Origin of the sequence: Pseudomonas sp. QL9 (genome assembly GCF_041409665.1) — a bacterium.
GTDB lineage: Bacteria > Pseudomonadota > Gammaproteobacteria > Pseudomonadales > Pseudomonadaceae > Pseudomonas > Pseudomonas knackmussii.
This window is the reverse complement of the sequence record NZ_CP166971.1, coordinates 1091860-1112021: the sequence shown is the minus strand read 5'-3', so window position 1 is coordinate 1112021 and position 20162 is coordinate 1091860. Positions and strand designations below refer to the sequence as shown.

The following is a 20162-nucleotide window of genomic DNA, read 5'->3' as shown; positions in this document are numbered from 1 at the left end:
CTCGCCGTTTGGCGCAGTCGATGGGTTTCGCTGCGCTCAACGCCATCCTACGGAGTGTGTTCGTAGGATGGGTTGAGGAACGAAACCCATGCCGTCGTCGTGCTGTGACTCAATCCCGCTTCGGAATCCCCAACCCGCGCTGCACCGCCGGGCGGGAGAGGAAGGCTTCGAGCACGCGCTTCACGTTGTCGAAGCGCTCGAACTGCACCAGCTCGCCGGCCTCGTAGAAGCCCACCAGGTTGCGTACCCAGGGGAAGATGGCGATATCGGCGATGCTGTAGTCCTTGCCCATCACCCAATCACGGTCTTCCAGGCGTTGGTCGAGCACCGCCAGCAGGCGCCGCGATTCTTCCACGTAGCGGTTCAGCGGGCGCTTGTCCTCGTATTCGCGGCCGGCGAATTTGTTGAAGAAGCCGACCTGGCCGAACATCGGGCCGATGCCGCCCATCTGGAACATCAGCCACTGGATGGCCTCGTAGCGCTGCGCCGGGTCCTGCGGCAGCAACTGGCCGGTCTTGTCGGCGAGGTAGATGAGGATGGCGCCGGACTCGAACAGCGCCAGCGGCTGGCCGTTCGGGCCGTTGGGGTCGATGATCGCCGGGATCTTGTTGTTCGGGTTCAGCGAGAGGAATTCCGGGCTGAACTGGTCGTTGCGCTCGAAGCTCACCAGGTGCGGCTCGTAGGCCAGGCCGGTCTCTTCCAGGGTGATCGAGACCTTCACGCCGTTGGGCGTGGGCAGCGAGTACAGCTGCAACACGTCGGGACGGGTGGCGGGCCATTTGCGGGTGATCGGGAAATCGGCAAGCACTGACATGGAGTCTCCGCTTCAGTTTGAAGAAAGCAGCCAGCATAGCCCGCCCGGCTGGCGCAGGGGAGGCGCCAACCGGTATGGTGCGGCCTCCGATCCAACGCTCAAGGACTGTCGCATGAGCCTGCAAGGCACCTACGATCCGCAGAACATCTTCGCCCAGATCATTCGCGGCGATGCCCCCTGCTACAAGCTGTACGAGGACGACGATGTGCTCGCCTTCCTCGACCTCTTCCCGCAGTCCTTCGGGCACACGCTGGTGATCCCCAAGCGCAGCGCCGCGCGCAATATCCTCGAAGTCGACCCGGAGGCCCTGGGCAAGGTCATGCGCGTGGTCCAGCGCCTGACCCGTGTGATCGTCGACGAACTGAATCCCGACGGTGTGCAGGTGGCCCAGTTCAACGGCGCACCAGCCGGGCAGACGGTGTTCCACATCCATATGCACATCGTCCCGCGCTACGCCGGCCAGGGCCTGGGCATCCATGCCGCGCAGAAGGCCGATCCAGCCGAGCTGGAGCAGCTGCAGGCGCGCCTGCGCCAGCGCATCGAAGGCTGAAACGACGACGGGGCCAAGCAGGCCCCGTCGCTGTATTCGTTACTCACTTCTGTTCGGCGGGCTTGATGTCGAAGCCTGTCTGGGCATCGCTGAGGATGCGGAACTGCGCGGTCTGCCCGGCCACCAGGTCGACGTTCAGTTCGCGCAGCAGCCTGGCCTTGCTGCACAGGCCTTCTCCCTTCTCGTCGGCGCCGATGCCGACGATGTGCGGGCCGGGCGGCAGGTGGAAGCTGGCGATTTCGCCCACGGCGATGCGCGCGGCGAGCTGGCGGTCGATCTTGAAGGCGACCATGCAGCCGCCGCCGAGGAAGCCCAGGTCGCGCTCCACTTCCAGCCGGGCACTGCCGTTATCCTCCTGCTGGTAGCCGAGCAGCCGGTCCGGCGGCACGGCGCTGGCTTCCTTGGCCTGGAACGAAGAGCAACCGGCCAGGGCCAGCAAGGACAGCGAAACGATGAATGCGCGCATGAAAACCCTCCGTGGGATTGGACTCCACCTAGGCTAGTCCAGCACCATCGGGGGCGCTCGTCGGATTGCCTGTGGCGGGTATCAACGCGTTTCTGCGCGTACGACTAGAATCATGCGCAATGCAGCGGGGGCCGGGCGCTTCCGCTGCTCGGTGTCCGCCAGGCGGCGGCCAGGGAAAGGGCAGAATGTCCAACAAGGCGAAAGACCAGACGACTCCAGAAAGCACGACCGGCAGCGGCGGGCTCGATCTCGCGGACCAGCGCCTGGTGATGCGCCTGATCTTCGTCTGCACCGGTGTCACCCTCGCGGTGTTCTCGATCCTCCAGGCGTTGTCCGGGAACTACTCGCTCGCCAGCCTGGAATTCCTGGTGTTCGCCTTGCTGATGTGGGCTGCCGGGCGCCTGAAACGCGTGGCCAATCTCACACCCTGGATCTACGCCTACCTGCTGCCCACATTCTGCTTCCTGGTCTACATCATCGTCATGCCGCATGCCTCGGCCACGGCCTTCGTCTGGCTGTACCTGATGCCGGTGATGGCCTACCTGTTGCTCGGGGCGATGCGCGGCTTCCTGCTGTCGACTCCGTTCGTCGTGATCGCCACCCTGATGTACCTGCGCCAGCACCCGGTGACGATGGACGCGCCGGGCATGATCGACATCGGCAACGCTTTGCTGTGCGGCCTGCTGATCATGACCTTCGTGCACATCTACGAATCCCGCCGCGCCGAGGCCCAGCGGCTGCTGCGGCGCCTGGCGCTGAACGATGCGCTGACCGGCGTGGCCAGCCGGGAGGCGTTCCAGCGCGCGGTGCAACGGTGCCTGGAGGAGGCCGAGCACGGCGGTCCGCGCTGGGTGCTGGTGTTGCTGGACGTCGACCACTTCAAGGCGGTGAACGACCGCTGGGGGCACGATGCCGGGGACAAGGCGCTGCAGCACATCTGTACGCGCCTGCGCCAGCACCTGCGTGCCGGCGATCTGGTCGGTCGGCTGGGAGGAGAGGAGTTCGGCCTGCTGCTGCGCAACACCGCGCGCCTGGATGCCGCTTCACTGGTCGAGCGCCTGCGCCTGGATCTGGTAGCCAATCCGCTGCTCTACGCCGGTAACCTGATCACCCTGTCGGCCACCTTCGGCCTGGCCGAATGGCCCAACGACGGCCATGACCTGGAAGCCCTCTATCGCTGCAGCGACCGCCGCCTTTACCAGGGCAAGGCGCAGGGGCGCAATCGCCTGGTGTGCAACGACGCTGATTGAAGTCAGCCGACCGGCCAAGGCAAAAGTGCAAAATCATGGGGCGCCTCGGCCATTGGCGCCTCTGCTTGTGTCGAAGGCCGCCTCCAGCCAGTCCAATCCCCGTTCACTGGGTGGAAATGTGCAGCGCAATGGCGGCATTTGGCGCGCATTTGCCGCATAATCCGCGGCTATTCGCGCGGACTCCGCCGTCGACACCGTTGGGCGGCCGGAAGTGCTGCCTCCACAGGTGGGTGGCACACTGCCTGGTCATCAAGTGCGCCATCGCCGGGCGCCGTCCGCGAAACGCTTTTTTGTTGCCCGCCGCGCGGGCATTGAATGCCTAACCACGCTGCCGGACGCGGCAGCCAGATTGAGAAGAGGATTGACCGTGCATAACGTCGTGATCAGTGGGACCGGTCTGTACACCCCGCCATTCAGCATTTCCAACGATGAACTGGTGGAGTCCTTCAATACCTATGTCCGCCACTTCAACGACCAGCACGCCGAAGCCATCGCCAAGGGCGAGATGGAAGCGCTGAGCGAATCCAGCTCGGCGTTCATCGAGAAGGCCTCCGGCATCAAGAGCCGCTTCGTGGTCAACAAGGAAGGCATCCTCGATCCGCAGCGCATGACCCCGCGCATCCCCGAGCGCAGCAACGAAGACTGGGGCATCCTCTGCGAGATGGCCGTCCACGCTGCCAAGCAGGCCCTCGAGCGCGCCGGCCGCACCCCGGCGGACATCGACGGCGTGATCGTCGCCTGCTCCAACCTGCAGCGCGCCTACCCGGCCGTGGCCATCGAAGTGCAGGCCGCCCTCGGCATCCAGGGCTTCGGCTTCGACATGAACGTCGCCTGCTCCTCGGCAACCTTCGGCATACAGGCCGCGGTGAACAGCGTGCAGCTTGGCCAGGCACGCGCGATCCTCATGGTCAACCCGGAAATCTGCACCGGCCACCTGAACTTCCGCGACCGCGACAGCCACTTCATCTTCGGCGACGCGGCCACCGCGGTGATCGTCGAGCGTGCCGACCAGGCCACCAGCAAGCACCAGTTCGACGTCGTCAGCACCAAGCTGCTGACCCAGTTCTCCAACAACATCCGCAACAACTTCGGCTTCCTCAACCGCGCCGCGGAAGAGGGCATCGGCCAGCGCGACAAGCTGTTCGTCCAGGAAGGCCGCAAGGTGTTCAAGGACGTTTGCCCGATGGTCGCCGAACTGATCGGCGAGCACCTGGCGCAGAACGACATCCCGGTCGGCGACGTCAAGCGCTTCTGGCTGCACCAGGCCAACCTCAACATGAACCTGCTGATCACCCGCAAGCTGCTCGGCCGCGACGCCGAACCGCACGAAGCGCCGGTGATCCTCGACACCTACGCCAACACCAGCTCGGCCGGCTCGGTCATCGCCCTGCACAAGTACCAGGACGACCTGCCCGCCGGCTCCATCGGCGTGCTGAGCTCCTTCGGTGCCGGGTACTCCATCGGCAGCGTGATCCTGCGCAAGCGCTGATCCATGGCCGCAGCCGACGCTGACCTCCTGGCGCGGCTGCGCAACGGAGAGGAGCAGGCCTTCCGCGAGCTGGTCGACACCTACCAGGGCGCCATGCGCGCGGTGGCCTACGCCATCGTCGGCGCATCCGGCGCCGACGAGGTGGTGCAGGACGCCTGGCTCGCAGTGGTTCGCCACCTCGATGGTTTCCAGGAACGCTCCAGCCTCAAGACCTGGCTGCTGACCATCACCGCCAATACCGCCAAGTCGCGCCTGCGCCAGGTGCGCCGTGAAGTGTCGCTCGACGACCTTCCGGCGCCGCACGGCAGCATCGACGACAACCGCTTCGCCGCCGACGGCCACTGGAGCGCGGCGCCGCTGGCCTGGCACTCGGACTCGCCCGAGGCACTGCTGGCCGAGGACGAGCTGCGCGAATGCCTGGAGAAGACCCTGCTCAGCCTTTCCGAGATGCAGCGCAGCGTGTTGCTGCTGCGCGAGCGCCAGGGGCTGGAGTTGGAAGAGATCTGTAATCTTCTCGAGCTTTCGCTCTCCAATGTCAGGGTGCTGCTGCATCGCGGACGACTGAAGCTGTTCGCCACCCTGGAGCACTTCGAGGAGACCGGCCAATGCTGACTTGCAAGCAGCTGGTAGCCCAGTCCAGCGATCTGCTGGACGGGCAGCTCGGCTTTCGCGAGAAGCTGGCCCTGCGCCGGCACCTTTTGCTGTGCCGCAATTGCCGGCGCTTCATCCGCCAGATGCGCCTGACCCAGGCGACCCTGCGCCTGCTGCCGGAGCCGTCGGCTGCCGACGGCGAGTTGCTCGCTGTTCGTTTGGCTGCCTTGCGTCGCGATCAACTAGGTCGCTGATCCCACACCTACGAAAGCGCTTCTTCCTGGTGGGCATGCCATGCATCCAGTCCGCCCGACAGCGCCCAGGTCCGCGCATAGCCGCCCGCCTGCAGGCGCTCGGCGAGCATGGCAGCGGAGAGTTCGTGCGGGCAGGCGCAATAGATGACGACGTCGGCATCGCCGAGGGTGTCCTTCAGGCTGTCCAGCGGTGTGTCCAGGCCGACCGAAATGGCGCCGGGAATGCCGTCCTCGCCCAACTCGGCGCGCACGTCGAGGATGCGCGGTGCATTGCCCTGGTCCAGCCGCCGACGCAGTTCGCTCACGCTGATCCGTGGAATGCGTGCGGTGCGGCGCAGCAGGCGCTGGCGGCGAAACACGCGCCAGGCGAGGAACAGCACGAAGGCGCCGAGAATCACCAACGCGCCAAGCGATGCGTAGTCGTGCAGCAGGCTCAGCAGGTGGTCGACCGCGTCGTTGAAGATCGCCCCCAGCAGCAGCGCGGAACCAGCCCAGAGTGCCGAGCCGGCCAGGTCGTAACCGAGGAAGCGGCGCATCGAAGTGCCGGTCATGCCGGCCAGGCTGGTGGACAGCGCACCGGCGCCGGGCAGGAACTTGCTGATAAGCAGCGCGCGTGGGCCGATGCGCAGATAAAGGCTCTGGCTCTGGCGGATGCAGCTGTCGCGCGAGAGCGAGACCCGGCAGATGCTGCGCAACAGGAAGCCACCGTAGCGCTGGCCGGCGAAATACCAGGCGCTGTCGGCGAGCAGGCAGGCGAGGGTGGCGACCGCCAGGGCTTCGCCCAGGGAGATGCCGTGGCCCTGGATGGCCAGGGCTCCAGCGACTATCAGCGCCGGGTACGCGGGTATCGGCAGCCCCAGCTGTTCGAGCAGCACGTTGAGGAAGAGCACGGCGGGGCCGTAGCGTTCGATCAGGGGTTGCAGTTCGGACATGGCGGGGCGTACCAGGGCGGGAAGCCGACAGCATACTGCCGCTCGTCGCGGCCGTCAGTCCTGTCCGGCGTTTGCCATCCAGGTAGCTGAAATCGCGGGAAAAACCAGCCAAAGGGCAAGATGTAACAAAAAGTTAATCTATATGCAGCGGCGCTGAAATAACCCCTCGCCAACATTCCCCGCAACACAAAAGGGCTGCCAGAACGGCTGCGCGCGTGACCATGGGGGCCGCGCCCCATAGCCCGGCACCCGGCGTGTTCAACGCTATAACACTACTAAGGGGAAAGTGATGATCCGTAATAACTACGCCGGTTTTGCCAAGAGCAGCCTGGCGAAGGCCGTGCTGGGCGCCAGCATTGTCCTGCCCGCCGTCGCTCACGCCGACTTCATTTCGGACAGTAAAGCCAGCGTTGAACTGCGCAACTTCTACTTCAACCGTGACTTCCGCACTTCCACTCCGGCTCAGCAGAACAAGCAGGAAGAGTGGGGCCAGGGCTTCATCGCCAAGTTCGAATCGGGCTACACCGAAGGCACCATCGGCGTAGGCGTTGACGCCATCGGCGCCCTGGGCCTGAAACTGGACTCCAGCCCGGACCGCACTGGCACCGGCCTGCTGCCGAAGACCGCCGACGGCTCCGCTCCGGACGACTTCAGCAAGGGTGGCGCTACCGCCAAGCTGCGCTACGAGAAGAACGTCCTGAAAGCCGGCACCCTGATGCCCAAGCTGCCGGTCATCGTGCCCAACGACAGCCGCCTGCTGCCGCAACTCTTCGTGGGTACCGGCTTCAACTCCACCCAGATCGATGGCCTGAACTTCGACGCCGGTCGCCTGAACCAGACTAACCGTCGTGACTCTTCCAACTACGAAGAGATGACCGTCACCACCGGTGGCAAGAAGAACATCACCACCACCAAGGGTCTGACCACCAACGAGTTCGACTACGCCGGTGCGACCTACAACTGGACCAAGAACTTCAGCACCGGTTACCACTACGGCGAGCTGAACGACTTCTACAAGCAGCACTACCTGACCCTGGGCTGGACCCTGCCGATCGCCGACGGCCAGTCGCTGAAGACCGACCTGCGCTGGGCCAAGTCCACCGACGACGGCGGCAGCAACGTCGACAACAAGGCCCTCAACGGCATGGTCACCTACAACCTGGGCTACCACGCCTTCGGCCTGGGCTACCAGAAGATGAGCGGCGACACCGGCTTCGCCTATATCAACGGCACCGACCCGTTCCTGGTGAACTACGTCCAGATCCTGGACTTCGCCAACAAGGACGAGCGGTCCTACCAGGCGCGCTACGACTACAACTTCGCCGGCCTCGGCATCCCCGGTCTGACCTTCATGACCCGCTACGTCAAGGGTGACAACGTCGACCGCCTGACCACCAACGACGAAGGCACCGAGTGGGAACGCGACACCGACATCGCCTACGTATTCCAGGACGGCTACCTGAAGGGCTTGGGCGTCAAGTGGCGTAACGCGACCACCCGCAGCAACTTTGCCAACAACAGCGCTGCCAGCAACGCTGCCGACGAAAACCGTCTGATCGTCAGCTACACCATGCCGCTGTGGTAACAGAAATCCGAGAGAGGTCGTAGGCATTGACCTCCGCGTCACGGACGACGCAACTCCTAATGGTTTAACCCCGCCTGCTGGCGGGGTTTTTTTATGCGTGGCGCGCTGATCGAAAGCGTCAATCGAGCCTGAGCGCTGGCGTCATTGAGAGGGAAGGGTGCGCCACCTAACCTGCCGGCACCTCCACCGACAAGGTTCGCCGTCATGCAGCGCATTCATTTCGAGACCGAGCACAACCTGTTCCGCGACGCCTTCCGCGCCTTCCTCGACAAGGAAGTGGTACCGCACCAGGAGGCCTGGGAAGAGGCCGGCGTGGTCGACCGCAGCGTCTGGCGCAAGGCCGGCGAACTGGGCTTCCTGCTGCCCTGGGCGGATGAGGAATACGGCGGTGCCGGGCTGAAGGACTTCCGCTACGAACAGATCATGTGCGAGGAGCTGGCGCACATAAACGAACCGGGCTTCATGATCCCGCTGCATTCAGCGCTGTGCGGCCCCTACATCGCCGAATACGGTAACGCTGAGCAGAAGGCGCGCTTCCTGCCGGGGATCATCCGCGGCGAAACCATCCTCGCCGTGGCGATGACCGAGCCCTCAGCCGGTTCCGACCTGGCCGGCATGCGCACCACCGCTGTGGACAAGGGCGACCACTACGTCCTCAACGGCTCCAAGGTGTTCATCTCCAACGGCCTGCTTGCCGACCTGGTGATAGTCGCGGCCAAGACCGACCCGAACAACAAGCACGCCATGGGCCTGTTCCTGGTCGAGCGCGGCATGCCCGGCTTCGAGCGCGGGCGCAACCTGAAGAAGCTCGGCATGAAGAGCCAGGACACCGCCGAGCTGTTCTTCAACGACGTGAAGGTGCCCAAGGAGAATCTGCTGGGCGACGCCAAGGGCGGCTTCTACTACCTGATGAACATGCTTGCCCAGGAGCGCCTGACCAACGCCTGCGGCGCGGTGGCTGGAGCCGAGGCGGCGCTGCAGGCGACCATCGACTACGTGAAGGAACGCAAGGCCTTCGACCGGCCCATCGCGCACTTCCAGAACACCCGCTTCAAGCTCGCCGAGATGCGCACCCAGGTCGATGTGGCGCAGGTCTTCACCGACCGCTGCGTGATGGATCACAACCAGAAGAAGCTGACGCCCGAAGTGGCGGCCGAAGCCAAGCTGTTCACCACCGAGCTGCTCGGCAAAGTCGTCGACGAAGGCGTGCAACTGCACGGCGGCTGGGGTTACATGTGGGAGTACCCGATCTGCCGCATGTACGCCAACGCGCGCATCCAGCGCATCTTCGCCGGCACCTCGGAGATCATGAAGGAGATCATCAGCCGCGGCATGAAGCTCTGAGCTGAAAATCAGCGGACCTCGCCGGGCGAGGTCCGCCCATAAGAACAACCAGGAGTTCGCCATGAAAGGCCCGCTCGCCTCGCTGAAGATCCTCGACTTCTCGACCCTGCTGCCAGGCCCCTTCGCCTCGTTGCTGCTGGCCGACATGGGCGCCGAAGTGCTGCGCGTGGAGTCGCCCTCGCGCATGGACCTGGTCCGCGTGCTGCCGCCCCATGACGACGGCGTCTCGGCCAGCCACGCCTACCTCAACCGCAACAAGCGCAGCATTGCCCTGGATCTCAAGCGGCCGGAGGCGGTGGAAGTGGTGAAGCAACTGGTGCGCGAGTACGACATCGTCCTCGAGCAGTTCCGCCCGGGTGTGATGGACAAGCTCGGCGTCGGCTACGAGGCGCTCAAGGCGATCAACCCGAAGCTGATCTACGTCTCCATCACCGGCTACGGCCAGACCGGGCCGTATCGCGACCGCGCCGGGCACGACATCAACTACCTCGCCCTGGCCGGCGTGGCGAGCTACACCGGGCGGCGCGATACCGGGCCGCTGCCGTTGGGCGTGCAATTGGCCGACCTTGGCGGCGGATCGCTGCATGGAGTGATGGGGCTGCTCGCCGCGGTCATCCATCGCCAGCACACCGGCGAGGGGCAGCAGGTGGACGTCAGCATGACCGACTGTGCCTTCAGCCTGAACGGCATGGCCGGCGCCGGCTACCTGGCCTGCGGCGTGGAGCCGGACATGGAAAACCAGGCGCTCAACGGCGGCAGCTTCTATGACTACTACCGCACCCGCGACGGCCGCTGGTTCTCGGTCGGCAGCCTGGAGCCGCAGTTCATGCAGCTGTTCTGTGCCGTTATCGGCCATCCGGAACTGGCGGCGCGGGGCCTGTCGCCGAAGGCCGAGGATCAGCAGGCGCTCAAGCGCGAGATCGCCGTCGCCTTCGAGAAGCGCGACTTCGCCGACTGGTGCGAGCGCTTCGCAGCCGTGGACGCCTGTGTGGAACCGATGTTGCCGCTGTCCGAGGCGGTCGAGCATCCGCAAATCCAGGCGCGCGGGTTGATCGTCGAAGTGCCGCGCGGCGAAGGGCGCACACAGCGGCAGATGGCTTGTCCGATCCGCTTCTCGGCAGGCCTTCCGGAGCCGAAGCACATAGGCGCGGCCGTTGGCGAACACAGCGCCGAAGTACTGCGTGAGCTGGGCTATTCGGAGGCGCAGGTTGCCGAGCTGAAGGCCGCCAAGGTGATCGCCTGAGACAGCTTTACTCGCGCACGACCTGGCCGGTGAACACCAGCGTGGTGCGGCAGCGCCGGCAGTAGTAGCGGCGGCCCTGGGCGACCAGATTGTGGCGCTGGGCGGAGAAGGGGAAGTCGGGGCTCTCGTCGCAGCGGCAGCGATAGATGTAGCGCGTGGCGCGGCGCCGCTTGATCTCGTAGGTATGGCAACGATCCGGCGGCAGGCCGTAGACGCCGCGCATGATCAGCTGCCACTCCTCTCCATGCGGGCGGATACGCGGGCCGAACATCTGGTGGGCGATCAGGTGCGCGACCTCATGGGCCACCGTCTGCTTGAGGAAGTGTTCGTGGTTCTCGCGATAGAGCTGGGGGTTGAAGCGCAGCAGGTTCTCGTCCAGGTGCGCCACCCCGGCTTTCTGCCCGCGCAGGCGGAAGCTCACTTCCGGGCGCGGGAAGCGCCGCTGGAAGAAACTTTCGGCCATTTGGTAGCAGGCTTCTACGCGGGCATTGAGCTGTTCGGGCATACAGTGTTTTCTCCGGCGGGGGCTGATTATGCCGGAGTCGGCGACTTTGCGCCGGCCGCTCGTCCGCCGTGCAGCTTCAGGCAAGTGCTTTGGGCTTTCAGGCAAGCCGAGGGGCTGTGCCGGGTTGCTGGGTCCCCGCGTTCGCGGGGATGACCGAGGTGAATGGGACGCGTCACTCACCCCGTCATTCCCGCGAATGCGGGAAACCAGAGATGAGATCCAGGCAAGACCGCGCGGAAACGAAAACCGGGCCGCAAGGGCCCGGTTCATCGACACGTTAAAGGGTCAGGTGTATTCCGGCCCGACGCCGCTGCCCCAGAGGATCACCGAGAGCGCGATCATCGCCACCAGAACCACCAAGCCTACTGCCAGCACCGAACTGGAGAACAGGAAGCCTTCATCCTTGGGAATGTTCATGAAAGTGGGTATGCCCACATACAAGAGGTAAACGGTGTAGCAGATGGCCGCGGTGCCAATGACCATGCCCAGCCAGAGGTGCGGGTAGAGCGCCGCCACGCCGCCGATGAACAGCGGGGTCGCGGTGTAGGCTGCGAACACGATGCACTGGGTCAGGCTGGGAGTGGCGTCGTAGGTGCGCGCCATCCAGTGGATGAAGGCGCCCATGACGGCAACGCCGGCCAGCATCGCCAGGTAGGTCAGAATCGTAAGTTGTATCGCGCTTGCGGCTGTCAGCTTGACCGGTCCGCCTCCGCCCAGCACCCAGCCCACCTGAGTGGTGCCTATGTAGGCGCAGATTACGGGAATGGCAGCAAGGATCAGGACATGGGTCAGGTACATATGGCTGATGCTTTCCTCTTCGCCACGGATTTCCTGCCATTCCTGATCGGGATGGGTGAAGAGCCCCCACACGTGATGGATCATCTCGACGACCTCCTCGTTATTATGCAGGCCGCCTCCCAGCGCCGCGCCGGGTACGCATGGCCAGCGTTGCCCGGTGCACGTCAGACTCGTGCGACCTTGTGTCGCAGTATAGGAAGAGGCTGGAGCCCGCGTCGTCCGTGGGTTTAGAGCAAATCGGAGTTTCACGGGCGGCTGTAATAGCGCTGCAGTATTTCCATCGCCTTGTTGATCGACTGCAGGCGCGCCGTGCTACCGCCGCGGTCGGGATGGTGCTGGCTGACCAGTTGCCGGTAGCGCAGCTTGATTAGCGCGTAATCCACCGGGCCGTCCTCCAGCTCGAACAACGCCAGGGCGGCGGCCTTCTCGCCATCGCCCTGCATGCGCGTCCAGAAGCTTTCCAGCAGCTTCTCCACGTCACGCTCGGTGGTGTCGCGCAGATTGCTCTCGTCGAGGTAGTAGGCACGCAGCGGATCGGCCTCGACTAATCCCTGCGCACCAGCCTGCCAGGGCAGCAAGCGAATTTGCAGCGGGCCGATCTGGAGAAATTCGCTCGCCTGCTCGCAGAGCCGATCACGCAATCGATAGAGCGCGTTGAACACCAGGAAGTGGACGCGGAACAGCACCAGCTTGTCGATCAGCGGCAAGTTCGGGATGTGCGTGGAATGCCGCGACTTCAGCTGCTGGATCAGCTGGTACTCGGAAGCGCCATCGGGCGCCTCGCGCAGCAGCTGAAGCAATTGGTCGGCAAGGTCGAGGCTGGTGTCGAGGTCGGTGTTCATAAGAGTGGAGCCTAGCATTCGGGCTCACAGGGGGCTGGGGCGCGCTTCGCTTTGTGCGTAAAATAGCCAGCTTTTCGTCTCCACCCGGATCTCCCCGCACCATGCCCAGCACCCTTTCGGTCAACCAGAACAAACTGCAGAAGCGCCTGCGCCGCCAGGTCGGCGAAGCCATCGCCGATTTCAACATGATCGAGGACGGCGACAAGGTCATGGTCTGCCTGTCCGGCGGCAAGGACAGCTACACGATGCTCGACATCCTGCTGTACCTGCAGAAGGTCGCGCCGATCCAGTTCGAAATCGTCGCCGTGAACATGGACCAGAAGCAGCCCGGCTTCCCCGAGCACGTGCTGCCGGCCTACCTGGAGTCCATCGGCGTGCAGTACCACATCATCGAGAAGGACACCTACTCGGTGGTCAAGGAGAAGATCCCCGAGGGCAAGACCACCTGCTCGCTGTGCTCGCGCCTGCGCCGCGGCACTCTTTATACGTACGCGGATGAAATCGGCGCGACCAAGATGGCGCTCGGTCACCACCGCGACGACATCCTGGAAACCTTTTTCCTCAACATGTTCTACGGCGGCACCCTCAAGGCCATGCCGCCCAAGCTGCTGTCGGACGACGGCCGTAACGTGGTTATTCGCCCGCTGGCGTACTGCAACGAGAAGGACATCGAAGCCTACTCGGTGCTCAAGGAATTCCCGATCATCCCGTGCAACCTCTGCGGCTCGCAGGAGAACCTGCAGCGCCAGGTGGTCAAGGAGATGCTGCTGGAGTGGGAGCGCAAGTCGCCGGGCCGCACCGAGATCATGTTCCGCGCACTGCAGAACGTAGTGCCTTCGCAACTGGCCGACCGCAACCTGTTCGACTTCAAGAGCCTGAAGATCGACGACAGCGCCACCCCGCGTTTCCTCGACGTGATGAGCCTCTAATCAAGGAAGGGCGATGCGCGACTACCAGTGGTTGTACGAGTACTGCCTGAACCGCTTCGGCTCGGTGGAGGCGCTGGAAGCGCGACTGCCGCAGCCGAAGAGCCCGGCGGAGCTGGCCTCGGTCGGCGATGATCGTTATCTGTCGCTGCTCAGCCTGCGTATCTTCCGCGCGGGCCTCAAGCACAGCCTGGTGGACGCCAAGTGGCCGGCCTTCGAGGAAGTCTTCTTCGGCTTCGATCCGGAGAAGGTCGTGCTGATGGGCGGCGAGCGCCTGGAGAACCTGATGCAGGACGCCCGCCTGATCCGCCACCTGGGCAAGCTCAAGAGCGTGCCGCGCAACGCCCAGATGATCCTCGACATCGCCCGCGACTACGGCAGCTTCGGCAAGCTGCTCGCGCAGTGGCCGGTGACCGATATCGTCGGCCTGTGGAAGCTGCTGGCCAAGCGCGGCAACCAGCTTGGCGGGCTGTCGGCGCCGCGTTTCCTGCGGATGGCCGGCAAGGACACCTTTATTCCCACCGACGACATGGTCGCCGCGCTCAAGGCACAGGAAATCATCGACAAGGCACCGACCAGTCAGAAGGACCTCGCGGCGGTTCAGGCCGCCTTCAATGTCTGGCATGAGCAGAGCGGTCGACCGCTTTGCCAGCTGTCGGTGATGCTGGCGCATACCGTCAATCACTAAGGCGCGCCGGGCGCGCGGGGGAGGGGAGCCATGGAAGACGCCATCGCACGTACCGCCGAAGTACTGCAGCGTGCAGAGCGCATCCTGGTGATCACCGGGGCCGGGCTCTCCGCCGATTCCGGTATGCCGACCTATCGTGGCCTGGGTGGGCTCTACAACGGTGTGACCGAAGAGGGCGTGCCCATCGAGGTTGCGATCTCCGGGCCGATGCTGCGGCGCGATCCGGCGTTGTGCTGGAAGTATCTCGCCGAGCTTGGCAAGGCATGCCTCAATGCCGTCCCCAACGCCGGGCATGAGGCCATCGTCGAATTGCAGCGGCGCAAGGCGCAATGCTGGGTACTGACGCAGAACATCGACGGCTTCCATCGCCGCGCTGGTTCGCCGGCCGAGCGGTTGATCGAGATCCACGGGGAGCTACAGCCGCTGTACTGCCAATCCTGCGGCGCAGAGAGCGATGAGTTGCGGGAGCACCTGGTTCGTCCGCTACCGCCGCGTTGCGCGGCTTGCGGCGGGGTGCTGCGACCGCCTGTGGTGCTCTTCGAGGAAATGTTGCCGGAGGAGGCTATCGACACGCTCTATGCGCAATTGCGCCAGGGCTTCGACCTGGTCCTGCTGGTGGGAACCACCGCGAGCTTCCCGTACATTGTCGAGCCTGTGCTGCGGACCAGAGCGGCCGGGGGCTTCACCGTCGAGGTGAATCCGGCGTCGACCGACCTCAGTTCGGTGGTCGATGTAAAAATTGAAGGACGAGCCTTAGACATTTTGCCGCGTCTGATAAGTCACATTTCTCGATAAAAAACTTGCATGGATCCGATCGAGCGGGCAAATTAGCGCGCTAATGGAACTAATGAGACACGGTCGTGCCCATGCTTAAACGCTTCGCACCCCTCGTGCCCATGAGTTTCGTCTTGCTGCTGGCCGCTTGTGCCAGCCATTCGCCAGAATCCCAGCAGGGTCAACAGGTCGCCGTAGAGCAGGCCAACCGCAGTAGCTGGATTCAGATTGACCACCACAAGGCAACACTGGCGGGTGTGGAAGACGAGGGGGCAGGAAATAACAGTGGAAACTCGTCGGGGCGAGTTTCGAGCATTCTTGATCGCGCATTCGCGCTGATCGGTACTCCGTACCGTTTCGGTGGCCGATCGGAAGCAACCGGATTCGATTGCAGCGGCTTCGTCGGTTACCTGTACCGCGAAGAGGCTGGGATCAACCTTCCGCGTTCCACGCGTGAAATGATCAACATGGACGTCCCGCTGGTCTCCAAAGAAGACCTGCAACCGGGCGACCTGATCTTCTTCAACAACCGCGGTCGCGGTCGCGTGAGTCACGCCGGTATCTATATTGGTGATGGCCAGTTCATCCATTCCGCCAGCCGTCGTGGTGGTGGTGTCCGCGTGGATAACCTGGACGACAGCTATTGGCGCCTGAGCTTCCTCGAAGCCAAGCGCGTGCTTGAGCCTGGATTCCAGGCACGGCTGGCAGAGACTCGCTAAACTTAAAGTTTTACTTTAAGTATTGCGCTCAAGTCATTGTTGATACAAAGTGATGGCATTCCTGTATCAGGGGTGCCATTGCTATGTCCACCGTTCTCCGCATCGCAGCCCTCGCGCTCATTTCCTTGCTGGCCGCCTGCGCCAGTCACAAGGCGACTGCCCCTCCACCGGTTGTCTACGCCCCCTCAGGCAACCCCGGAGTCAATTCGCAGGCCGCTGATGACGTTCTGATTCGTGCTATCGGTCTGGTGGGAACGCCCTATCGCTGGGGCGGTAATACCCCCGATGGCGGTTTCGACTGCAGTGGCCTGATCGGCTACGTCTACCGCGACGCCACTGGCTTGCAACTGCCGCGCTCGACACGCGAAATGATCGTCATGCGAGCCCCCGTCGTCGGTCGCGAGGCCCTGCAGAGCGGTGATCTGGTGTTCTTCGCCACCAGCGGTGGACGCAACGTCAGTCATGCGGGTATCTATGTCGGTGAAGGGCGCTTCGTGCATGCGCCCCGTACGGGCGGGACGGTTCGCCTGGACAGCATCGACAGCCCCTATTGGCAGAAGGCCTTCCTGGAGGCCAAGCGCGTCCTCGCGGTGCAGAGTCTCGCCCTCCACCCCTGACACACCACGGGAGGGCCCATGACTACTCGCACGCTCAATCTGGATGACGCGCTTTACCAGTACCTGCTCGACGTTTCCCTGCGCGATTCCCCGCTTAAGGCGAGGCTGCGCGCGGAAACTGCAGCGCTGCCCATGGCGCGCTGGCAGATAGCGCCGGAACAGGGGCAGTTCCTGGCCTTGCTGGTCAAACTCATCGGCGCTCGGCGCATCCTAGAAGTCGGCACCTTCACTGGCTACAGCGCACTGTGCATGGCTGAGGCGCTCCCGGAAGACGGCCACATCCTCTGCTGCGACCTGCCCGGTGACTACAACGCGACGGCAAGATCGTACTGGCAGGAGGCCGGTGTCGCCGATCGCATCGAATTGCGCCTCGGCCCTGCACTGGACACTTTGGCGGCCTTGGAAAGGGAAGGGCACAAGGGCAGCTTCGACATTGCCTTCATCGATGCCGACAAAGCCAACTATCCGCTCTACCTGGAGTACGCGCTGACGCTGCTACGCCAGGGCGGTCTCGTGCTCTTCGACAACGTGTTGTGGAGCGGCCGGGTGCTCGAGCGAGATCCGGAAAGCGTCGATACCCAGGCGATCCAGCAACTCAACCTGGCGCTGAAGCAAGACGCCCGCATCGACTATTCGCTGCTTCCGTTGGGCGACGGCATGAGCCTGTGTCGCAAGCGCTGAAAGTCAGTTCGAAGGCATTGCTGACGGTCAGTGGCTAGGCTAGATTCTGCCTACCTCGGGCCGATAGCTCAGCTGGGAGAGCGCCGCGTTCGCAATGCGGAGGTCGGGAGTTCGATCCTCCTTCGGTCCACCATGTCTAGTCCTGAAATAGGTTTACACCTCTCAGGCCATGCTCCAGACCTCAAAACGCCCGATGCACCGCATCGGGCGTTTTGTATTTCAGGGCCAGGTGAGGGCGCTCGCGGTTATAGATGTCGACGGCTTCACGCACCATGCGGCGCGCCTGCGCGAGGTCGGCGGGAGGATGCTCCAGCAACTCGTTCTTCAGGATGCCGTTGACGCGCTCAGCCAGCGCATTCTGGTAACAGTCGTAGCCGTCGGTCATCGAGCAGATTGCTCCGTGCTGCGCGTGCAGGCGTTGGTAAAGCCCCGAGCAGTACTGAATTCCTCGGTCGGAGTGATGCACCAGGGGTTCCTGCGTCGTGCGGCGCCGCAGCGCCTGGCTGTAGGCATGGGCCACCGACTCGGCGTGCAGGCTGTCGTGGACGTGATGGCCGACGATCTTGCGCGAATAGGCGTCGGTGACCAGGCTCAGGTACAGCGGGCCGCTCTGGCTGGGCAGATAGGTGATGTCGGCAACCCAGACGCGCTCCGGCGCATCGGGCAAGACCTGTTGCGGCCCTGGCTTGAGCAGATTGGGATGGCGATGGAACCGGTGAAAACTGTGGGTGGTCTTGTGGTACGCCCGCTTGGGTCGAACCAGCAGGCGGTGCTCGGCCAGCACCCGGAACAGGCGATCGCGCCCAACTCGCAACGCGGCTTCCGCTTGCTGCTGCAACAGATAATGCAGCTTGCGTGCTCCCAGGCGCGGCTGACGCATCCGCACCTGCCGCACGAACTGGGCGATCTGTCGATCCTGCTGGCTGCGCTGATCCGCCGCCCGGTTGCGCTGGTAGTACGCCTGGCGGCTGATGCCCATGAACTGTGTCTAGTCCTGAAATAGGTTTACACCTCTCAGGCCATGCTCCAGACCTCAGAACGCCCGATGCACCGCATCGGGCGTTTTGTATTTCAGGGCCAGGTGAGGGCGCTCGCGGTTATAGATGTCGACGGCTTCACGCACCATGCGGCGCGCCTGCGCGAGGTCGGCGGGAGGATGCTCCAGCAACTCGTTCTTCAGGATGCCGTTGACGCGCTCAGCCAGCGCATTCTGGTAACAGTCGTAGCCGTCGGTCATCGAGCAGATTGCTCCGTGCTGCGCGTGCAGGCGTTGGTAAAGCCCCGAGCAGTACTGAATTCCTCGGTCGGAGTGATGCACCAGGGGTTCCTGCGTCGTGCGGCGCCGCAGCGCCTGGCTGTAGGCATGGGCCACCGACTCGGCGTGCAGGCTGTCGTGGACGTGATGGCCGACGATCTTGCGCGAATAGGCGTCGGTGACCAGGCTCAGGTACAGCGGGCCGCTCTGGCTGGGCAGATAGGTGATGTCGGCAACCCAGACGCGCTCCGGCGCATCGGGCAAGACCTGTTGCGGCCCTGGCTTGAGCAGATTGGGATGGCGATGGAACCGGTGAAAACTGTGGGTGGTCTTGTGGTACGCCCGCTTGGGTCGAACCAGCAGGCGGTGCTCGGCCAGCACCCGGAACAGGCGATCGCGCCCAACTCGCAACGCGGCTTCCGCTTGCTGCTGCAACAGATAATGCAGCTTGCGTGCTCCCAGGCGCGGCTGACGCATCCGCACCTGCCGCACGAACTGGGCGATCTGTCGATCCTGCTGGCTGCGCTGATCCGCCGCCCGGTTGCGCTGGTAGTACGCCTGGCGGCTGATGCCCATGAACTGGCAAGCCCTGCTAACACTCAGCGCTTGGACTTGCCTTTGCGTGAGGACTTGCCGGGACGCTTTTTTACGATCGAAACGCCGTAGTCATTCTCCAGCACATTCACCACGGCCTCGAAGAACTGCGCCTTCTGGCTCATCACCTCAAGCTGCTGCTCGAGTTCCTTGATGCGTTGTTCCGGGGTCAACGGCAATTTCGGGGTATTCATATCCGGGCTCCGAGCCTTTCGAAGGGAGGCGCCCTGGTTCCAGTCCTGCCGGCCATGCTTGCGTAACCACACCAGCACCGTCGAGCGGCCCTGGATGCCATAGCGGGCCTGAGCCTCCTTGTAGTTCATTTCGCCTTTTTCGACCTGGTCGACCACCGCCAGTTTAAAAGCCAGCGTGTAATCACGCTGGCTGCGACGAACACCTTCTGCCATCGGGGGCTCTCCTGAAATAAGGGCGAAGGTGTAAACCTTATTCAGGACGGGACACCAACATGAAAAAAGGCACGCATTGCGTGCCTTTTTCGTTCCCGGCGAAGCCGTCAGGCGACGTCCACCAGGATGACTTCGCTGTCTTCCAGCGCCGTCACTTTCACCACTGCTTCGCCTTCGATGGCGGCGCCATCGCGGGCTTCCAGGGTTACGCCGTTGACCTCCAGCTTGCCGGTTGCCGGCACCAGGTAGGCGCGGCGGTTGCCGAGTTCGTACTCGGCGCTATCCCCGGCCTTCAGGGTGGCGGCTACCAGGCGGCCGTCAGCGCGGATGCGCAGGGCATCGGCGTCGCTTTCGTAACCGCTGGCGAGGGTGACGAAACGTCCGGCGCGGTCGCCTTTGGGGAACGGCTTGGCGCCCCAGGACGGCTGGCCGCCACGCACAGTCGGCAGGATCCAGATCTGGAAGATCTTGGTCACATCCTTCTCCAGGTTGTACTCGGAGTGGACGATGCCGCTACCCGCGCTCATTACCTGCACGTCGCCGGCTTCGGTGCGGCCCTTGTTGCCCAGGCTGTCCTGGTGGGTGATCGCGCCTTGCCGCACGTAGGTGATGATTTCCATCTCGCGGTGCGGGTGCGGCGGGAAGCCGGTGCCGGCGGCGATCTCGTCGTCGTTCCAGACGCGCAGCGGGCCCCAGTTCATGCGTTCGTCGTCGTAGTACTCGGCGAAGGAGAAGTGGTGCTTGGCATTCAGCCAGCCGTGGTTGGCGCCGCCGAGTTGGTTGAAGGGTCTGCGTTCGATCATGGAGTCAGTCCTCTAGGGGCGCTTGACCGCCCTGG

General features: G+C 63.8%; 22 protein-coding genes, 1 tRNA gene and 1 pseudogene. 15 read left to right on the top strand and 9 right to left on the bottom strand.

Annotated features, from left to right (window positions below):
• Positions 1-109 precede the first annotated feature (109 nt).
• Positions 110-814 (bottom strand): glutathione S-transferase N-terminal domain-containing protein, encoded by a 705-nt coding sequence (locus ACA097_RS05230; RefSeq protein WP_043250430.1) that lies wholly within the window; start codon positions 812-814, stop codon positions 110-112.
• 112 nt (positions 815-926) lie between these two features.
• Between ACA097_RS05230 and ACA097_RS05225 the strand changes: the two genes are divergently transcribed.
• Positions 927-1364: an HIT family protein gene (locus ACA097_RS05225; protein ID WP_371368926.1), complete on the top strand. Its 438-nt coding sequence runs from the start codon at positions 927-929 to the stop codon at positions 1362-1364.
• 43 nt (positions 1365-1407) lie between these two features.
• Here the strand turns inward: ACA097_RS05225 and ACA097_RS05220 are convergent, their stop codons facing one another.
• Positions 1408-1830: a 3-isopropylmalate dehydratase gene (locus ACA097_RS05220; protein ID WP_371368924.1), complete on the bottom strand. Its 423-nt coding sequence runs from the start codon at positions 1828-1830 to the stop codon at positions 1408-1410.
• A 185-nt stretch (positions 1831-2015) separates the two neighbouring features.
• Between ACA097_RS05220 and ACA097_RS05215 the strand changes: the two genes are divergently transcribed.
• The 4 genes from ACA097_RS05215 to ACA097_RS05200 all read left to right on the top strand — a co-directional run bounded on the left by ACA097_RS05215 (position 2016) and on the right by ACA097_RS05200 (position 5414).
• Positions 2016-3080: a GGDEF domain-containing protein gene (locus ACA097_RS05215; protein ID WP_043250437.1), complete on the top strand. Its 1065-nt coding sequence runs from the start codon at positions 2016-2018 to the stop codon at positions 3078-3080.
• Between the two features lie 367 nt (positions 3081-3447).
• Positions 3448-4569, top strand: a complete 1122-nt coding sequence (locus ACA097_RS05210) for a beta-ketoacyl-ACP synthase III (RefSeq protein ID WP_043257037.1) — start codon at positions 3448-3450, stop codon at positions 4567-4569.
• 3 nt (positions 4570-4572) lie between these two features.
• Positions 4573-5181 (top strand): RNA polymerase sigma factor, encoded by a 609-nt coding sequence (locus tag ACA097_RS05205; protein ID WP_371368922.1) that lies wholly within the window; start codon positions 4573-4575, stop codon positions 5179-5181.
• Positions 5175-5414 (top strand): zf-HC2 domain-containing protein, encoded by a 240-nt coding sequence (locus ACA097_RS05200; protein WP_160286171.1) that lies wholly within the window; start codon positions 5175-5177, stop codon positions 5412-5414. The genes ACA097_RS05205 and ACA097_RS05200 overlap by 7 nt, the downstream gene beginning before the upstream one ends.
• Before the next feature lie 8 nt (positions 5415-5422).
• On the opposite strand, the gene ACA097_RS05195 is transcribed toward ACA097_RS05200, so the two are convergent.
• Entirely contained in the window at positions 5423-6346 is a 924-nt protein-coding gene (locus ACA097_RS05195) for a DedA family protein/thiosulfate sulfurtransferase GlpE (RefSeq protein ID WP_371368919.1), read from the bottom strand.
• Positions 6347-6635: 289 nt separating this feature from the next.
• On the opposite strand from ACA097_RS05195, the gene ACA097_RS05190 reads away from it, so the two are divergent.
• The 3 genes from ACA097_RS05190 to ACA097_RS05180 all read left to right on the top strand — a co-directional run bounded on the left by ACA097_RS05190 (position 6636) and on the right by ACA097_RS05180 (position 10518).
• On the top strand, positions 6636-7931 hold the full coding sequence (locus tag ACA097_RS05190) for an OprD family porin (protein ID WP_043250447.1): 1296 nt from the start codon (positions 6636-6638) through the stop codon (positions 7929-7931).
• A gap of 204 nt (positions 7932-8135) precedes the next feature.
• The gene (locus ACA097_RS05185) at positions 8136-9275 is read left to right on the top strand and encodes an acyl-CoA dehydrogenase family protein (protein WP_043250449.1); all 1140 of its coding nucleotides are present in this window, start codon (positions 8136-8138) and stop codon (positions 9273-9275) included.
• 61 nt (positions 9276-9336) lie between these two features.
• A complete protein-coding gene (locus ACA097_RS05180; RefSeq protein ID WP_371368917.1) occupies positions 9337-10518 on the top strand; it encodes a CaiB/BaiF CoA transferase family protein in 1182 nt (393 codons plus the stop codon).
• Between the two features lie 7 nt (positions 10519-10525).
• On the opposite strand, the gene ACA097_RS05175 is transcribed toward ACA097_RS05180, so the two are convergent.
• The 3 genes from ACA097_RS05175 to ACA097_RS05165 all read right to left on the bottom strand — a co-directional run bounded on the left by ACA097_RS05175 (position 10526) and on the right by ACA097_RS05165 (position 12663).
• A complete protein-coding gene (locus tag ACA097_RS05175) occupies positions 10526-11023 on the bottom strand; it encodes a SprT family zinc-dependent metalloprotease (RefSeq protein WP_371368915.1) in 498 nt (165 codons plus the stop codon).
• 285 nt (positions 11024-11308) lie between these two features.
• Positions 11309-11905: a Yip1 family protein gene (locus ACA097_RS05170; protein WP_043250455.1), complete on the bottom strand. Its 597-nt coding sequence runs from the start codon at positions 11903-11905 to the stop codon at positions 11309-11311.
• A gap of 161 nt (positions 11906-12066) precedes the next feature.
• Positions 12067-12663, bottom strand: coding sequence for a DNA-J related domain-containing protein (locus ACA097_RS05165; protein WP_371368913.1), 597 nt, complete (start codon positions 12661-12663; stop codon positions 12067-12069).
• 101 nt (positions 12664-12764) lie between these two features.
• On the opposite strand from ACA097_RS05165, the gene ttcA reads away from it, so the two are divergent.
• The 7 genes from ttcA to ACA097_RS05130 all read left to right on the top strand — a co-directional run bounded on the left by ttcA (position 12765) and on the right by ACA097_RS05130 (position 17201).
• Positions 12765-13592, top strand: coding sequence for a tRNA 2-thiocytidine(32) synthetase TtcA (ttcA, locus tag ACA097_RS05160; RefSeq protein WP_160286175.1), 828 nt, complete (start codon positions 12765-12767; stop codon positions 13590-13592).
• Between the two features lie 13 nt (positions 13593-13605).
• Positions 13606-14277: a DNA-3-methyladenine glycosylase I gene (locus tag ACA097_RS05155; protein ID WP_371368910.1), complete on the top strand. Its 672-nt coding sequence runs from the start codon at positions 13606-13608 to the stop codon at positions 14275-14277.
• Between the two features lie 30 nt (positions 14278-14307).
• Positions 14308-15072: an NAD-dependent deacylase gene (locus tag ACA097_RS05150; RefSeq protein ID WP_371368907.1), complete on the top strand. Its 765-nt coding sequence runs from the start codon at positions 14308-14310 to the stop codon at positions 15070-15072.
• Positions 15073-15173: 101 nt separating this feature from the next.
• A complete protein-coding gene (locus ACA097_RS05145) occupies positions 15174-15770 on the top strand; it encodes a C40 family peptidase (protein WP_371370482.1) in 597 nt (198 codons plus the stop codon).
• An 83-nt stretch (positions 15771-15853) separates the two neighbouring features.
• Entirely contained in the window at positions 15854-16387 is a 534-nt protein-coding gene (locus ACA097_RS05140; protein ID WP_160286179.1) for a C40 family peptidase, read from the top strand.
• Positions 16388-16405: 18 nt separating this feature from the next.
• Positions 16406-17068: a class I SAM-dependent methyltransferase gene (locus ACA097_RS05135; RefSeq protein WP_160286180.1), complete on the top strand. Its 663-nt coding sequence runs from the start codon at positions 16406-16408 to the stop codon at positions 17066-17068.
• Positions 17069-17125: 57 nt separating this feature from the next.
• A tRNA-Ala gene (locus ACA097_RS05130) sits at positions 17126-17201 on the top strand.
• A gap of 48 nt (positions 17202-17249) precedes the next feature.
• Here ACA097_RS05130 and ACA097_RS05125 read toward each other — a convergent pair.
• The 3 genes and pseudogenes from ACA097_RS05125 to ACA097_RS05115 all read right to left on the bottom strand — a co-directional run.
• Positions 17250-18053 (bottom strand): annotated as a pseudogene (locus ACA097_RS05125) (IS3 family transposase); the annotation flags it as partial.
• 48 nt (positions 18054-18101) lie between these two features.
• Positions 18102-19324, bottom strand: a protein-coding gene (locus ACA097_RS05120) for an IS3 family transposase (RefSeq protein ID WP_371365016.1) whose coding sequence is annotated in 2 segments (ribosomal slippage) — positions 18102-18973 and positions 18973-19324 — 1224 coding nt in all. Because the reading frame shifts where the segments join, the coding sequence is not laid out codon by codon here.
• A gap of 107 nt (positions 19325-19431) precedes the next feature.
• Entirely contained in the window at positions 19432-20127 is a 696-nt protein-coding gene (locus ACA097_RS05115; protein WP_160286181.1) for a pirin family protein, read from the bottom strand.
• Positions 20128-20162: the final 35 nt, after the last annotated feature.